This is a genomic window from Amycolatopsis sp. YIM 10 (genome assembly GCF_009429145.1).
Classification (GTDB): domain Bacteria; phylum Actinomycetota; class Actinomycetes; order Mycobacteriales; family Pseudonocardiaceae; genus Amycolatopsis.
The window spans coordinates 7,710,225-7,726,194 of sequence record NZ_CP045480.1; the positions used below are offsets into that span (position 1 = coordinate 7,710,225).

General features: G+C 69.6%; 14 protein-coding genes. 7 read left to right on the plus strand and 7 right to left on the minus strand.

Annotated elements, in window-relative coordinates; translation table 11 throughout:
* The first annotated feature begins 2 nt into the window (after positions 1–2).
* Positions 3–968: an RNA polymerase subunit sigma-70 gene (locus YIM_RS36375; protein ID WP_153034690.1), complete on the plus strand. Its 966-nt coding sequence runs from the start codon at positions 3–5 to the stop codon at positions 966–968.
* A 30-nt stretch (positions 969–998) separates the two neighbouring features.
* On the opposite strand, the gene YIM_RS36380 is transcribed toward YIM_RS36375, so the two are convergent.
* The 3 genes from YIM_RS36380 to YIM_RS36390 form a co-directional block, all read right to left on the minus strand.
* Entirely contained in the window at positions 999–2,198 is a 1,200-nt protein-coding gene (locus YIM_RS36380; RefSeq protein WP_153034691.1) for a sodium:proton antiporter, read from the minus strand.
* Positions 2,199–2,262: 64 nt separating this feature from the next.
* Complete coding sequence (locus YIM_RS36385; RefSeq protein WP_153034692.1) at positions 2,263–4,611, minus strand: bifunctional lysylphosphatidylglycerol flippase/synthetase MprF; 2,349 nt, start codon at positions 4,609–4,611, stop codon at positions 2,263–2,265.
* Positions 4,608–5,921: an alpha/beta hydrolase family protein gene (locus YIM_RS36390; RefSeq protein ID WP_153034693.1), complete on the minus strand. Its 1,314-nt coding sequence runs from the start codon at positions 5,919–5,921 to the stop codon at positions 4,608–4,610. The genes YIM_RS36385 and YIM_RS36390 overlap by 4 nt, the downstream gene beginning before the upstream one ends.
* 238 nt (positions 5,922–6,159) lie before the next feature.
* On the opposite strand from YIM_RS36390, the gene YIM_RS36395 reads away from it, so the two are divergent.
* Entirely contained in the window at positions 6,160–7,293 is a 1,134-nt protein-coding gene (locus tag YIM_RS36395) for a sensor histidine kinase (protein ID WP_228004252.1), read from the plus strand.
* A gap of 3 nt (positions 7,294–7,296) precedes the next feature.
* Here the strand turns inward: YIM_RS36395 and YIM_RS36400 are convergent, their stop codons facing one another.
* The 3 genes from YIM_RS36400 to YIM_RS36410 are packed head-to-tail and all read right to left on the minus strand — an operon-like array spanning position 7,297 to position 9,878.
* Positions 7,297–7,947, minus strand: coding sequence for a response regulator transcription factor (locus tag YIM_RS36400; protein ID WP_153034694.1), 651 nt, complete (start codon positions 7,945–7,947; stop codon positions 7,297–7,299).
* Between the two features lie 57 nt (positions 7,948–8,004).
* Complete coding sequence (locus YIM_RS36405; RefSeq protein WP_153034695.1) at positions 8,005–8,652, minus strand: hypothetical protein; 648 nt, start codon at positions 8,650–8,652, stop codon at positions 8,005–8,007.
* The gene (locus tag YIM_RS36410; RefSeq protein ID WP_228004253.1) at positions 8,649–9,878 is read right to left on the minus strand and encodes a DUF418 domain-containing protein; all 1,230 of its coding nucleotides are present in this window, start codon (positions 9,876–9,878) and stop codon (positions 8,649–8,651) included. Before YIM_RS36410 ends, YIM_RS36405 begins: the two co-directional genes overlap by 4 nt.
* Positions 9,879–10,085: 207 nt before the next feature.
* On the opposite strand from YIM_RS36410, the gene YIM_RS36415 reads away from it, so the two are divergent.
* From YIM_RS36415 to YIM_RS36435, 5 genes are all read left to right on the plus strand, one after another.
* Positions 10,086–11,852 carry an ABC transporter ATP-binding protein gene (locus YIM_RS36415; RefSeq protein ID WP_153034697.1) on the plus strand — a complete coding sequence of 589 codons (1,767 nt, stop codon included), beginning with the start codon at positions 10,086–10,088 and terminating at the stop codon, positions 11,850–11,852.
* Positions 11,853–12,178: 326 nt separating this feature from the next.
* Complete coding sequence (locus tag YIM_RS36420) at positions 12,179–12,949, plus strand: MFS transporter (protein ID WP_228004254.1); 771 nt, start codon at positions 12,179–12,181, stop codon at positions 12,947–12,949.
* Positions 12,950–13,041: 92 nt separating this feature from the next.
* Positions 13,042–13,914, plus strand: coding sequence for an LLM class F420-dependent oxidoreductase (locus YIM_RS36425; protein WP_153034699.1), 873 nt, complete (start codon positions 13,042–13,044; stop codon positions 13,912–13,914).
* Positions 13,911–14,399, plus strand: a complete 489-nt coding sequence (locus YIM_RS36430; protein WP_228004255.1) for a nuclear transport factor 2 family protein — start codon at positions 13,911–13,913, stop codon at positions 14,397–14,399. The genes YIM_RS36425 and YIM_RS36430 overlap by 4 nt, the downstream gene beginning before the upstream one ends.
* Positions 14,396–15,178 (plus strand): SDR family NAD(P)-dependent oxidoreductase, encoded by a 783-nt coding sequence (locus tag YIM_RS36435; RefSeq protein WP_153034700.1) that lies wholly within the window; start codon positions 14,396–14,398, stop codon positions 15,176–15,178. Before YIM_RS36430 ends, YIM_RS36435 begins: the two co-directional genes overlap by 4 nt.
* A gap of 15 nt (positions 15,179–15,193) precedes the next feature.
* Here YIM_RS36435 and YIM_RS36440 read toward each other — a convergent pair whose 3' ends face one another.
* On the minus strand, positions 15,194–15,964 hold the full coding sequence (locus YIM_RS36440; protein ID WP_153034701.1) for a hypothetical protein: 771 nt from the start codon (positions 15,962–15,964) through the stop codon (positions 15,194–15,196).
* Between the last annotated feature and the right edge of the window lie 6 nt (positions 15,965–15,970).

Below are 15,970 nucleotides of genomic sequence, written 5' to 3' on the forward strand. Positions count from 1 at the left end.
CCATGACCGACGCTGGACCGCTGGACGCCGATGCGGCGCGGTTCGCGCTTCTCACGGAGCGCCACCGGCGTGAGCTGCAGGTGCACTGCTACCGCATGCTCGCGAACTACGAGGACGCCCAGGACATGACGCAGGAGACGTTCCTGCGAGCTTGGCACAAGCGGGAGACGTTCAAGGGCCACGCCACGCTGCGGACCTGGCTGTACCGGATCGCGACGAACGCCTGCCTCGACTTCCTGGACAAGCGCGGCAACCGCACACTCGCACCCTCCGGGCTGGCGGACTCCGAGGTGCTGAACCTGCAGCCGTACCCCGACCGGATGCTGCCCGAGGACCCGCAGGAATCGGTGGTGTCACGGGAGACGATCGAGCTGGCGTTCATCGTCGCCGTCCAGCACCTGCCGCCGCGGCAGCGGGCGGTGTTCATCCTGCGCGACGTCCTCGGCTGGCCGGCGTCGAAGACCGCCGACGCCCTCGAGCTGACCGTCGCCTCGGTGACCAGCGCACTGCAACGGGCGCGCGTGACGATGCGCGAGCGGCTGTCCGACCACCGCCTCGACTGGCGCAGCCCCGCCACCCACGAGCTCTCGACCGACGAGCGCGACGTGGTGAAGTCCTACATCGACGCCCACGAGCGCAACGACCTCGACGGGCTGACGTCCCTGCTGCGCGACGACCTGCGCTTCGCGATGCTGCCCGGGCAGAACACCTACCTCACGACGGCCAAGGACGCGGTGGACGGCTGGGTCTCCGGTGGGCTCTTCCAGCGCGGCCACGACGACTGGCGCGGTACCACCACGACGGTCAACCGCATGCCCGCCGCCGCGCTGTACCTGCGCACCCCCGACGACCCGGAGTACCGGCTGTTCGCCATCGCGGTCCTGCACATCGTCGACGGCAAGATCGCCGAACTCACCGGATTCGAGGCCGCCGGCAAACCATGGCTGGACCTGCCACCGACGCTGTGATCACACATTGGGGGATGCCGATCGTGACCACTAGGTTTTCTGCGCCCGGCCGCCTTTGAGATTGAGGAACGCGGAGACGCCGAAGCCGTGGACGAGCACGCTGACCAGCACGGTGACGACCATGATGCTCAGCGCGACGTCCGCCGTGTCGTTTTCGAGGGAGTTGAAGGCGAGCAGGCCGAACACGATCGACGCGGCACCGCGCGGGGCGAGCAGCCCGACGGTCATCCGCTCTCGCCACCGCAGATCGGTCCGGTGCAGGGTGAGCAGAACCGGGACGAGCCGGGCGACGGTCAGCGCGACCGCGCTGACGACGAGAACGCCCCAGCTGAAACCGAAGTCGAGCATGAGGACCGAGGCGCTCCCGAAGACGAACCACATCATCAGCCCGCACAGGGAGCTGACCTCGTCGGCGAGGCCGAGTTCGTCCTCGCCGGGATGGCGGGTGGCCTTGTAGGCGATCCCGCAGATGAAGGCGGCGACGAAGCCGTTGCCGCCGACGGCGACCGCCGCGCTGTAGGTCAGCAGCGGTACGGCGACCGTCGCGACCCGCAGTGAATGGGCGGTGGACCAGCCGCGGGAGGAGGTCACGTTCATCGCCACCGCCGTCACCGCACCGACGACCAGCCCGGCCAGGATGGCGAGCAGCGCGGCCGGGACCGCTTCCTTCAGCGCGTCGAGCGGGGTCTTCGCCTGGCTGCGGCTCCCGGCCAGGATGAGCGCGAAGAGGAAGATGGGCGCGACGACGCCGTCGTTGTAGCCGCTTTCCACGTTGAGCACGGTCCGCACCCGCTCGGGAAGCCGCACGTCGCGGATCACCGACGTCGTCGGGGCGAAATCCGTCGGGGCGACGATGCAGGCGATCAGCAGCACCGCCGCCCACCCGAGACCGGGCAGCACCAGCTGGCCGACACCCATGGTGATCAGGATGGTCAGCGGCAACGCGATGAACAGCAGCCGGGCCACGGTCCGGCCGCCGTCGTGCCCGAGGTAGCCGCCCTTGACCGCGGTGGCGTCGACGAACAGCAGCAAGGCGAGGATGAGCTCGGCGACGTGCTGGGCGATCTCGGTGTTGAGGCTGACCCCGAGCACGTTCCTGGTGCTGAACCCGATCGCCACCCCGGCGGCGACCATCGCCATCGGTGCGGTGATCTGCCACCGCTCCAGCCGCGCCGCGGTCATCGTCCACAACAGCACGATCGCTGTCGCGACCAGCACGCTCTGGATCATCTTTCCTCCACCGTTATGTCCTCATTGGACAGTAGCGCAAGGACGTCAGGGGCACCGGTCCGCGTCAGCGGCGGGTGATCACCTTGCTGAGCAGCTGCACAGCCTGCCCGAAGGTGACCCTCGGCAGGTACGCCCTGGCGATGGCGTTGCCGATGCTCGGCAACGCCGCCACCCGGGGGTAGGCCATGTACAGCGGGAGGTAGGCGGGTTGGAATTTGGCCTTGAACGCCAGCAGGGACCGGAATCCGTAGACGGGTTCCAGCGTCTTGCCGACGACGTCGAGCAGTCGTTGCGGGAGCGCGTTCCGCTCGTCCCGGTCGAGCCGCGCCAGCGGCGCGCCGGACAGGCTCAGGTACTCGGAGCCTTCGTCGCGGCAGCGGAGGACCATGGACGCGATCAGGAACTCCATCACACCGGGGAACGCGCCGGGGGCACGGCGCATGAAGTCCAGTGTCCAGGCGACGACCCGGCCTTCGTTGCGGACCGGCAGCCAGCTGGTCACGCCGTGGACCCGCCGCTCCTCGTCGACCGCGACCAGGCAGCGGACGTCGGGATCGGCCAGCTCGTCGAGGCCGCCGAGGGTGAACCGCATCTCCGGCAGCCCCTTGTCGGCCAGCCATTCCCCGGACAGTGCCTCGATCTGCCCCCGCATCCACTGTGGAGCGTCCGCGTAGGACAGCCATTCGGCGGTGACCCCGGACTTCTCCGCCTTGTTCATCGCGGTGCGGACGTCCTGCCACTTCTTTCCCCTGAACTCCAGTCCGTCCAGCGGGACGACGGTTTCTTCGGCGACCTGCACCGAGTTCCACGACGGAAGGTCCTGCCGGAGGTCATCGGTGATGCTGTAGAAGCACGGTGTCCAGCCGTTGCGAGCGCAGAACCGGGAGAACTCCGCCGCGGCGGCGCTTCGGGCGGCGGGTGCGCCGACCGGCTCGCCGGTGGTGAGCGCGACCGAGGAGATGACGCGGTAGGCGATGACGGCGTCACCGTCCGGGGTGAACCAGTAGTCGTTGCCCGGCCACGTGATCATATGGGACATCGAGGTGCCGCCGTGGGCCTCGAGCAGCTCGCGGGCACGGGCGCGGTCGGCCGCGCGCCGTTCGACGATGGCCTTCCGGAAGGTGATCAACCCACCGGTGAGCACGATGAGCCAGAAGACCACCCCGATCCACTGGTGCAGCATCGTGGCGAGCCAGCCGCTGGGCAGCACGGCCGTTTCGATGGCACCGAGGTAGCCGGGCGGGGCGAACCGGGTCGGGAGATCGGTGAGGATCCCGGCGAGCGTCGCCGTGGGTTCGAACTGGTCGCTGAGCAGATAGGCGCCCCAGACGTAGACGACGGCGCAGCCGAGCAGCGTCTTGGCGGCGAGAGCGGCGAACGCGCGGTAGGTGCCCCGCGGTGCCGACACCTCGAACCTGGCCCTGGTCACCACCAGCAGGACGAGGATGGCGACCGGCTGCGCCAGCGGGACCAGCGTCTGCACCCAGTCCGATGTGGAAAGCGGCAGCGGCTCGTCCGGATAGGACGTCAGCAGCACGGCGCCGAGCCCGAGGAGCGCGACGTTCAAGGCCATCGTGGCCCACCAGGCGAACTTCCGGCCCCGGCGCAGCCCTTCGGCCAGCACCAGCAGCAGAACCACCGGGATGACCGACATGAAGGCCGACCCGAGCCCGCTCATCCGGATTTCGGCGCGCAGCACGTGGCACTCCACCGGCGCGCTGGGATCGGCGCAGACGAGATCCACGACGCCGGGATCCGGTTGCGTGCCGACCAGGAGGTACTGGAACACCGAAAGGGGGCCGCTCGCGGTCTGCGACACCGCGGCGACCAGCGGGCCGACCGCCGACGCCGCGACGGCCAAAGCCACGAGGAGGCGAGCCTCGCCGCTGGACGGCGCCTCCGCGCGCTCGCGTTCGGCGCGCACGCCGAGCGCGAGCCCGAACAGAGCCGCGAAGGCCTGCGACAGCTGGGCCGAGGAGCCGACGTACAGGGCGAGCATGACCACGGCCAGCAGGAGGAGCAGGCGCAGCCGTCGCCGCCAGACCACGGGCAAGGCGGAGGTCGCGGCCGCGGCGACCCCGATGGCTCCTGCCGACGGGCTGATCTCGACCGCGGGCAGCAGGTCGGGAGACCACCACTGGTCGGCACCCGCCCCGATGACCAGCACCGCGGTCGCCGTCGTGCCCAACACCTGGGTGATCAGGAAGATCGTCATGGTCCGCACGGAGGTCAGGTACCGTTCGGCGAAGCCGCACAGAGCCACGACGAGAACGGTGTGCCCGACGCACTGGGCGAGCCCACCGGACCACAGGCTCCTGGTGACCAGCCCGATCAGCCAGAGCAGCGCCACCACGGTCGTGGTGAAGGGAAAAGCCCGCGGAATCCGGGCGAACTTGCCGAGCCAGGCCGTCACCGCTGCACCAGTCCCATCCGGCCGGTCAGCCAGTCGAGTGAGGCGTTCAGCCCGGCGGACCACGCTTGCCAGTTGTGCGAGCCCGGCGTCTGACGCCAGGTCACGTCGATCCCGTTGCGCCGCGCGGCCTCGAAAACGCGCTGTTGCTGCGGCCGGAACTCCGAATCGGACTCGCCGACGCTGATGACGCCGGCGGACCCGGGAAAACCGCGGGTGGCGAGCAGGTCCATCGGGTTGAACTGGCGGAACGCCCGCTCGTCCCCGTCGAAGGCCTCGTCGACGGTTTTCGCCCGCGAGCCGAGGGTCGGCTCGTCCTGGCCCGAGATGTCCACGAAGGTGGGAAACACCTGCGGCTGACGCAAGGCCAGCTGGAGTGCGCACGTCCCGCCGTAGGAGTAACCTCCCACCGCCCACCTCCTGGTGTCCGGATCGACCTGCAGGTTCCGGCTGATCCAGCCGGGAACGTCACCGGTCAGGTAGGTCTCGCTCCGGCCGAGGCGTGAATCCAGGCAGAGCGGGTTCCCGAAGGCGCTGCCGGTGCTGTCCGGCATCACCACGACCGGCGCGAGTCCCCGGTGCGCCGCGGCGAACCGGTCCATCATCGCCGCGATCCCGCCGCCGTCGATCCAGTCACGCGGTGCGCCGGGCTGCCCGTGGAGCAGCACCAGCACGGGCAGCAACGGGCGGGGCGAGGTCCGGTAGGCGGGCGGCAGGTAGAGGTACGCGTTGCGGGTAACCGGAAAGTGGGACGCCGCCGCCGGAATGGACACTTGGGTCACCACACCGTTCTCCGGCATCGTGGGCGGTGGCTGCCAGTCGTCGAGCAGTGCGCGTCCCGGAGACCGCGGAACGGCCGGCCCGGTCGCCGGGCCGAGGCTGCTGAACGGGACCTCGTTGGCGGGTGGCAGTTCGAGGGCCGCCCGCAGACTGGGGAAATGCCCGTAGTGCGCGTTGATGTTCGCCCCGGCGGCCAGAACCACCACGATGCCGGCGAGAACGCTGACACCGCGCCGCGACCACCGGCTTCGCCGTGACCACACGATCGCCAGTCCGGCGCCGAACAGCGCGACGCCGATCCACGCGATCACGCGCCTGGGAACCGGGTCGGGAAAGGGCTTCCACAGGACGTCGACGACCAGCCAGAGCAGAAGGGTCACCGCGGCGCAGGCGGCGGCGGTGATCGGCACCGTGCGCGCCCACCACCGGCGATCTCGCCGGAACAGCAGTACGGCACCGGCGGCCAGACCGGTCATCGTGACCACGATCGGCACGGTCCCGTGTACCAGATCCCAGTCCAGCACAGCGTTCATTCCGGTGACCACCCCTGTTCGCTCGGCCGTGCGGTGCTGGGCACCGCGACTTCTGCCGCCACGGTAAGCGCGGTCTGGTCCGTCCACGATGGACTGCGGCGTGAACCGGACCCACAACCGGACGGCAGGCCGGACAGTCCAGCCGATCGGCGGGGGTGAACCAGCCACCTGCCGGATGGACCATGCGCGCCGCGAGCGCGCTTTCACCCCGGTGGCGCGGAAAGCCCATAATGACCGGGTGAAGGAACGAACAGGCACCGGCGCGAAGCACCGCGTTCCCGCGTGGGCGGGGGACGTGGCGCTGATCGGATTGGCCGTGCTGGACGCGTGGCTCGGCCTCGAGCACGCCGGGATCGACTCCACGGTCGCCGCCGGTGTCGCGATCCTCGCGCTCTTGGTCCGGCGGCGTCACCCCTACGTGTGCTTCGTCCTGACGCTGCCGATGCTGGTGTTTTCGGTATCGATCGTCGCCGTGCTGGTCGCGTTGTACAGCGTCGCCGAGAAGACCCGCGACCGGCGCGTGCTCACGTTGTGCTCGGTGATCGTGATCGCCGGTTACGCCGGGCCGTGGAACGGTCAGTTCGACGTGGAATCGGGACGGTCCGCCCTGATCGACGTGATCTACACGCTGATGATGGGCTCGGCGCCGGCCGTGCTCGGGCAGCTCGTGCAGGCGCGAAGGGACCTGACCTTGCGGCTCAAGGAAATCGACGAGGCGCGGGATCACGAGCGGCTGCTGACCGAGCAGTCGGTCCTGGCCAAGGAACGGGCCCAGCTGGCGCGCGAGATGCACGACGTGGTGTCGCACCAGGTCAGTCTCATCGCGGTGCAGGCGGGCGTACTGCAGGTCACCCCGGCGGGCCCGGACACAAAGGACGTCGCGTCGGCCATCCGGCGGCTCAGCGTCGACACCCTCGACGAGCTTCGTCACATGGTGGCGTTGTTGCGTGCATCCGGTGGCGCGGCAACGGATCTCGCGCCACAGCCGACCCTCGCGGTGCTGCCGTCGCTGGTGGCCAACAGCGGCATCGAGACCACGATCGAGGGCGAGTTGCCCGCCGATGTGGACGCCGCCACCCAGCGGGCGGTGTACCGCACCGTGCAGGAAGCGCTGACCAACGTGCGCAAGCACGCACCGGGGGCGACCGCCGCCGTGCACCTGTGGCACCACGACGACGGCATGGGGGTGACGATCACGAACAGCCCGCCGACCAGGCCAACGCTCTCCCTGCCGAGTGCCCAGCACGGTCTGATCGGCCTGCGGGAGCGCGCCGAGCTGCTGGACGGGACCCTGGCCGCCGGCCCGACACCCGGCGGCGGGTACCGGGTGCAGCTGGCCCTGCCCGCGGCGCCGGGCCAGCAGACGGGCTGAGGCTCAGTCTCCGTCGCGCAGCAACCCGGCCCGTTGCGCGAGCAGTGCCGCCTGCACCCGGCTGTTCACCTTGAGCTTGGTCAGGATGGCGCTGACGTGGTCCTTGATCGTGCCGACGCTGAGGTGCACCCGGGCACCTATGTCCGCATTGGACAGTCCCTCGGCGATCAGCACCAGTACATCGCGCTCCCGGTCGGTCAGCCGGGCCACGCTGTCGACGGCCTCCGCACCGGCGCCCGAATCGAGGAATCCGTCCACAACGGACCGAGTGACCTTGGGCGAGAGCACCACCCCGCCGCTGGCCAGTGTCCGCACCAGTTGCGCGAGGTGCTCGGGCTCGGTGTCCTTGAGCAGGAAGCCCGCCGCGCCCGACCGGAGGGCGGTGGCGATGTACTCGTCGGAGTCGAACGTGGTCAGCATGGCCACGATGGGCGGTTCGGGCATGGCGCGCAGCTGGCGCAGGATGGTCAGGCCGTCGACGTCCGGCATGCGGATGTCGAGCAGCACGACGTCCGGTTTGTGCACGCCGATCTCGCGCACCGCCTGCGCACCGGTCGCGGTGGCCACCACGTCGATGTCGCCGGCGGCGCGCAGGATCAGCTGGAATCCCGAACGGATCAGCGCCTCATCGTCGACCACCACTACCCGGATCACATTCCGCTCCTAGCCGCTGCCGGACCACCGGGAAGAGAATAGGCACCGGTGCCACGATCACGCTCGCCGGTCCCGGCCCTCGCCGAAACCGGCGGTACCCACCATTCCGGCGAGCAGCGAGCCGAACAGCACGGCCGCCCCGGACTCCCACGCGCCACCGACCAGCGCCGCCTTCCACCACGGCCGGTTGTACCAGCCCCGCGGCACCGGGCGCCCGGCGACCTCGCCGCCGGGGTAGTGGTGCGGTGTGTCTTGCCCGGGCCGGGGCGAGGCTTCGTATCTCTCGCCGCCGACTTCGACCTTCCGGTGTTCCGTCACCACTCCCGCCCGCGCCCGTTCGGTGTCCTCCGGCAGCGCGGGCCCCGGCGCCAGGTCCATCGCGACCCGCGCCGCGCGGATGTAGTAGAGGCCTTCCACCGCGGTCTCCTTGGCCAGCTCCGCCTGCTCGACCGTCCCGGCCAGGCCCAGCCGCGAACCCGCGGCGGTGTACCGCTCCGAAGCATCGGCCAGTGCCTGCCGCGCCGCGGTGTTGGTGCCGGTGAGATGCATGACCTGACCGGCCAGCCGCTCCACCCAGCGCCGCGACTCGGCCCTGGCGTCGTCCAGCTGCCGTTCTTCCGCCATCCGCTGGAATCGCAGGACGAGCAGAGCTGCCCCGAAAGCGATGGCGACCAGAACGAACGCGACACCCACGAGAGGGGTCATCGGACGAACTTCGCGGCTTTGGTGGCGAGGTGGAGCAGGTACTCCAGCGGCCCGCGGCGGAAGAAACGGGACCAGAGCCAGGCGAAGACGGTGGCTCCGATGATGAACCCGAACAGGACCGTGGCGGAGTTCCCGGCGCCCTGGCCCTTTCCGAGGGCCCCGATCTGCTCGCCCACCAGGAAGTGGCCGACGTAGAGAGTCAGCGACATGGTGCCCACGGCGATGACCGGCGTCAGCAGCCGCCTCAGCCACGACAGCCGGGTCAGCAGCACCGTCGCACCCACCACCACGATGATCGCGATTCCCACACTGCCGATCAGGTCGAAGGTGGAGGAGCTGTGCGGCCTGGCCAGCAACAGGCCCCAGCCCGATCCGTCCATCCCCTTCGGTCCGCCTTCGGCCATGAACTTCCCGCCTTCGGCCATCGCTTCGACGGACGCCGAACCCGCCTTCTCGGCGCCACGGCCCCACGGCTGCTCCGCGGCTTCCCGGAGGCCGTCGAAGAACTTGGCCAGCAGCCAAGGCAGTCCGTAGCCGAACGCGATGAGCGCGGCGCCGACCGCGGCGAGCCGTCGCCGCACCGCTCCGGAGCCGAGGTCCAGCCGTCCCAGCGCCATCCCGGCGACCACGAACGTCATCCAGGTGATGGCCGGGTAGAGGCCGGTGAGAAGAATGTCCAGCACGCCGACGTCGTTGAGCCGCTTGAGCGGGTCGTACGCCTTGATGGTGTCCTCAATGGACCCGCTCACCAGTGCCGACAGGCCGAACTTCGCCAGCGGGGTGACCACGGCGAGCACCGCCGCGATGATCGCGAGGGTCCTGGCCCGCAGTCGCAGCAGAGGCAACGCCAGCAGGAAGTACACCCCGTAGTAGGCGAGGATGACCACGGTTCCGGCGTCGGTCATCGCCAGCACGGTGCCCATCGCGAACAGGATCACGGCGCGGATGACGATCCGGGCTCGCGCCTGCCGTCCCGCCAAACCGGTTTTCGGTTCCAGACGGCCGGCGATCAGCATCAGCGAGAACCCCGCGAGGGTGGCGAACAACGCCGAAGCCCGGCCTTCCGCCAGTCCCAGCAGCCAGCCGCCGAACCCGCTCACCGCGGTCGGCGCCGGTCCGAGGTGCACGGCGTACATGCCGAACACGGCGAGCGCGCGGGCCAGGTCCACCCCGACCAGCCGTGCCGTCGACGGACCGGCCGGGTCCGGCACGGCGGACTCGGGCAAGGGGCCAGGGTGCGGTCCTTGAACGGATTCGATTTGCGACATATCCCGAATCTCGCAGGGCCGGAGTCCGCCGCCCATCCAGCAGGTGTCGGTATCGGCCCCGCCGGTCGGCTGGACTTTCCGGCCGGTCCACCGATACCGCGAACCGTGCCCGTGCACTGAAGATGTTTCGAGACGACGGAACAAGAACAACGGAGCTGTTTCACTGTGCGTACCCCGATCGACGGCACGGCTTGGCGAACGTTCGTGCGCTACGTCCGGCCGCAGCGGCGCACCATCCTTTTCGGAGGGTTGCTGGTCCTGCTGGGCAGCCTCGCCGCGGCGGTCCAGCCGCTCGCGGCGAAGGCACTCGTGGACCGGCTGGGCACGAGTGGCGCGATCACCGGTTTCCTGGTGTTGCTGGTCGGTCTCGCGCTCACCGGTGCCGCGATCGCGACGGCCGGTGACTACCTGCTCGAACGTGCGGCGGAGTCGGTCGTGCTGGGGGCCAGGAAGCGGCTGGCGAGGAGGCTGCTCTCGCTGCGGCTACCTGCCGTGCAGCGTGCCGAGCCCGGTGATCTCCTGGCCCGGTTCACCAGCGATTCGACCCTGCTGCGCGAAGTGGGCACCCACGCGCTCACCGGACTGGTCATCGGCACCGTGACGGTCGCGGTGATGATCGTGATGATGGGCGTGATGGACCTCGTCCTGCTCGGGGTCACCGCCGCGGTGCTGCTGCTGGTCGGCCTGCTGGCGTACGCGGGTATGCCGATGATCGAAAAGACGACCCGCGCCGCGCAGGAAGCGGTCGGCGAGGCAGGTGCGCGGATGGAGCGCGCGCTCGGCGCCTTCCGGACCGTCAAGGCCAATGGTGCGGAGAGCAGGGAGATCGCCGCGATCGAGGAGGGAGCCGAGCGCGCGTGGCGCGCCGGAGTCCGCTCGGCGCGGTGGGAGTCGCTGGTGCACGGTTCCAGCACCGTCGCGATCCAGGGCGCTTTTCTCGCCGTGCTGGCCGTGGGCGGTGCGCGCGTGGCCACCGGTGCCATTCCGTTGTCCACTTTGGTCGCTTTTCTGCTGTACCTGTTCTACCTGGAGGAGCCGATCGGGCGGTTGCTGCAGGGTGGCAGCAGGCTGCAGGTCGGGCTGGCGGCGGTGCGCCGCCTGTCCGAAGTGGACATGATGCCGGTCGAAAAGGCCGCGGGTTCCGGCGGGACCGAGCCGGCCTGCGCCGGGCGGGAGGCGGCGGACCTGGTCTTCGAGGACGTCCGGTTCCGGTACCGCCCGGAGCTTCCGGAGGTGCTGAGCGGGGTGAACTTCCACGTTCCCGCCTGCGGCATGACCGCTTTCGTGGGGCCTTCCGGCGCGGGGAAGTCCACGCTGTTCGCCTTGCTCGAACGGTTCCACGAGCCGTCCTCCGGCCGCATCCGGCTGGACGGCCGGGACCTCGCGGACTGGCAGCTGCCCAGCCTGCGCGCGGCGATCGGATACGTCGAGCAGGACGCGCCCCTGCTGTCCGGGACGTTGCGCGACAACCTCGTCTACGGACGGCCCGAGGCCACCGAGGAGGAGATCCGCGACGCGGTGGCGCGGACCCGGCTGGACGCGCTCGTCGACCGCCTGCCGGATGGCCTGGACACCGCGGTCGGGCACCGCGGCGGCCTCCTCTCGGGTGGTGAACGGCAGCGGGTCGCGCTGGCTCGTGCCCTGATCCGCCGTCCTCGCCTCCTGCTGCTCGACGAGATCACCTCGCAGCTGGACGCGGTGAACGAGCTGGCCATCCGGGACGTGGTGGCCACCGTGGCGAAGACCACGACCGTGCTCGTGGTGGCGCACCGGCTCTCGACGGTCACCCAGGCGGACCGGATCGTGGTCCTGGACCACGGGATGGTCCGGGCGGTCGGCACGCACGACGAACTCGCCGTGACCGATCCGGTGTACGCCGGGTTCGCCGCCACCCAACTGCTCAGCGGAAGCGGCGCTCCTGGTGGGGGATGACGCCCCTTGGGCCGCCGGCCATCGCGCCTCCGGGTTTCGGGAATGCTTCGACAGAAACTGGCACTCGCGGTCAACATCAACGACCAGGCGGGGCCGCTGCCAAGCGGCCGAAAAGGTCTTGTTCGACTTCACTCGACACTATCCGACGCGACCGGTTGCGGGTTCTTGACCAGCAGGTCAGAGGCCAGATACAAGAGTGGGCCGGGCGGGGCTCGAACCCGCAGCCAAGGGATTATGAGTTTGCATTTAAACAATTCCACACGGTGTCGGAAAATTTCGCCTAGTGCCCATTTATATGTTTCACCTGCGTCAATAGTTCAGCGCCAGTGTCCGCCCGTGACGGCATCCTGGGCTCGATCGTCGGCGCCGCGTTCCTGGACGACCTGCGCAACGGCCTGCGCTTCGTGCCGTGGATCATCGTGCTTACCGCACTGATCTTCGTGCTCTTCGCCCCCGACCGCGACAACCGCGGGGACCAGCGCGAAGCCTTCTCGCTGCGGGAAGTGCTGGCCACCTTCCGGATCCCGAAAGACCGGGACTACCTGCTCGCACTGTTCGGGCGGCTGGTGCTGCTGCTCGCCTTCTACTGCGTGATCCTCTACCAACTGTACGTGCTGCAGGACTACGTCGGCCTGGATTCCGGTGCCGTCGCCGCGACGATCGGCCTGTCCGGGGTCGTCATGGCCGTGGCCAGCGGCCTCGGCACGCTCGTTTCGGGCCCGCTTTCGGACAAGATCGGCCGGCGCAAGCCGCTGGTCACGCTCGCCTCCTGGGTGATCGCCGCCGCGTTCCTGCCGCTGATCCTGGCGCCGTCGCGCACGACCTTCCTGCTGTTCATCAGCATCGCCGGCGTCGCCTACGGCTTCTACATCGCCGTCGACCAGGCCCTGATGAGCGACGTCCTGCCCGACCAGGCCAGCCATGGCAAGGACATGGGCATCCTCAACGTCGCCAACACGGCCCCGTCGCTGATCGCCCCCGGCATCGCGAGCCTCGCGCTGGGAGCGGGCCTCGGCTACCGGGGCCCGTTCATCATCGCCGCTGCCCTGGCCGTCGTGTCCGGATTCCTCATCAACGCCATCCGCCGCGCCCGCTGACGACCCAGTCCACTGAGCAGGTCACTCGATCAAGTCCCGGTCAACGGGACGCGAGCGGATCAGCTGAGCGGGCGACGCGGTAGGTATTGACGATGCGTATCGGTTTATCCACGCCGGTGGTCGTCCAGGTACCTCGCGCGCACTCGGCTTGGGAACACACCGCCACCATCGAGGACCTGGCCGAGATCGCCCAGACAGCCGACGAACTCGGCTTCGATCATCTGACCTGCTCGGAGCACGTCGCGGTGCCTGCCGAAGCGGCGGCCGCGCGCGGCGCCGTGTACTGGGATCCGCTGGCCACGCTCGGCTACCTCGCCGCGTGCACCCGCCGGATCCGGCTCGCCACCGCGGTCGTGGTCCTCGGTTACCACCATCCGCTCGAGCTGGCGAAGCGGTACGGCACACTCGACCGGGTCAGCGGGGGCCGCCTGGTGCTGGGCGTCGGGGTCGGCTCGCTGGCCGAGGAGTTCGCACTGCTCGACGCGGCTTGGGAGGACCGGGGCGCCCGAGCAGACGATGCCTTGCGGGCGTTGCGATCGGCGCTGTCGCAATCCGAGCCCGCGTATACCGGCACCCATTACACGTTCGGTGGCATGGTCGTGGAACCGCACGCGGTCCAGGAAAGGGTGCCGCTCTGGGTTGGCGGCCGGACCGCGCGCTCGTTGCGCCGCGCGCTCAGGCTCGCCGATGGCTGGATCCCCTTCGGACTGCCGCCGTCCGAGATCGCTCACCTGCTGTCCGAAATGGACCCGCCGGAGGGTTTCGAGGTCGTGCTGTCCGCGGGCGAACCGCTCAACCCGACAGGTGACGTGGCAGGCACCACCGAGCGGTTGCGGGAGCTGGCCACCGCGGGCGCGACCGTGGCGAAGGTCGCCATCAGCGCCGAGTCCTGTGCCCACTACTGCGATCAGTTGACCACCCTGCGCAAGCTCGCCGACGAGGTCGGGTGGGAGGAAGGACGATGAGCATGACCGACGACGTGGCGGATTTGGCGCGGCGGTTGCGACGTCTGGAAGACGAGGTCGAGATCGCCCGGCTGATCGCGTCGTACGGCCCCCTGGTCGATGCGGGCCACGCCGACTCGGCAGCTGCGTTGTGGGCCGAAGACGGCGAGTACGACGTGGAGGGCTGGCACATGCGGTCCAGGAACGACGTCCGGGCGATGGTCGGCTCCGACTACCACCAGAGCCTGATCAAGGGCGGCTGCTGCCATTTCCTGGGACCGGCGCACGTGACCGTCGAGGACGACGAGGCGATCGCCGTCTGCGACTCCATGCTCATCCGGCATCACGACGACGGCTTCCGCATCTTCCGGGCGGGAGGCAGCCTCTTCCGGCTCCGGCGCCTGCCGGAAGGCTGGCGCATCGTGCACCGCACGGCCCGCCTGCTGGACGGCGGCGCGGAGGCACGCGCTCTGCTCGGCGCCGGTGTGCTGGGGCGGCCGGCATGAGCGGCGCGCTCGACGGCCGGGTGGCGCTGGTGACCGGTGGTGGCGCCGGAATCGGCGAAGGCATCGTGCGCCGATTCGCCGAAGAAGGCGCCCGGATCGCCGTCGCCGACCGGGGGTCCGGCGTGGCGATCGCCGCGTCCACGGGCGGCGTCCACGTGCCCACCGACGTGGCCGAGCGCGATCAAGTCGAGGCCGCTGTCGAGACGACGGTGAAGGCGTACGGCCGCATCGACATCCTCGTCAACAACGCGTGGAGCGGCGGCTCGGTCGGCCGGGTCGAGAACAAGACCACTCAGCAGCTCGAACACGGGTTCGCGCTCGGCTATCTCGGCCCGTTCTGGGCGATGCGCACCGCTTTCCCGCACATGCGGGCCAACGGGTGGGGGCGCGTGATCAACATGTGCAGCCTCAACGGCGTCAACGCCCATATCGGGACACTCGAATACAACACCGCCAAGGAGGCGTTGCGCACCCTCACGCGCACCGCGGCGCGCGAATGGGCACCGACCGGGATCACGGTCAACGCGGTCTGCCCGGCCGCCAAGACCCCGGCCTTCGAGCGCGCGATCCAGGGCAATCCCGAGATCGAAGCGCTCGCCGACTCCGCCAATCCCATGGGCAGGTTGGGTGACTCCTACGCGGATATCGCTCCGGTCGCGGTCTTCCTGGCAAGCGAGGCGTGCCGGTACCTGACCGGCAACACGCTGTTCGTCGACGGCGGGGCGCACATCAACGGAGTGGTCTGGGCACCGGACCTGGACGCGGCGGAACGGTCGTGAACCGCGTGCGGACCATCACCAGTCCTGCCACGGGATGATGGTCCGCAACGGACCCGACAGCAGCAGTTCCTCGGCCGCGCCGGATGCGCCCTCTTCCGCCCATTTTGCCTCCAGGCCACGGATTTCGGGTTCGATGCGCACCGGATCCTCGTCGAGAAACAGCAACCGGAGCCGAAGTGATCCCGGCGAGAGATCCGGGCCGCCGTCATGGGGAGAAACGGGGTGGCGCTGGGCGCGCTGGAACGAAAAGGTCCAGCCACCGGCGACGCCGGGAAGCGCGAGCAGGCCCGGCATGCCGACCGTGTCGTGCCAGCGGAAAGCCTGCTCGGCCTCGATGCCGTGCGGATCCGGCACGCGGGTGAGCGTCAGCCGGATACCGCGATTCGGCCGGAACGGCAAGGCTTCGGCCGACACGAGCACCCGTGGCGCAGCATATCCTTTGACCGGCTCGAAGAAGCCGAGGAATGGACGCTCCACATAGGAAAGTTCCGGCCGCCGGCCCCACTGGAACGACTGCTCGCCGAGGTCCGTCCACTCGGCGACGCTCTGCTCGGCGGGCGCACGGAACCAGTACATCGCGATGTAGTCCAAAGCGTCGTACTCGGTGGCCGGCGCCGTCGTGAGTTCCGCGCAGTCCGGTGTGCTGGCCCAGCGGTCACCCCAGATCACGCCTGGCAGCAACAGGTTCTCAGGCCGGTGGTCCAGCTGATGCCACTCGTTGTAGTCCCGGTGGCGCGCGGGATCGGTGAGCCGGACGAACGAGAAGAAGGCCAGCGGTGAGAACATGACTTG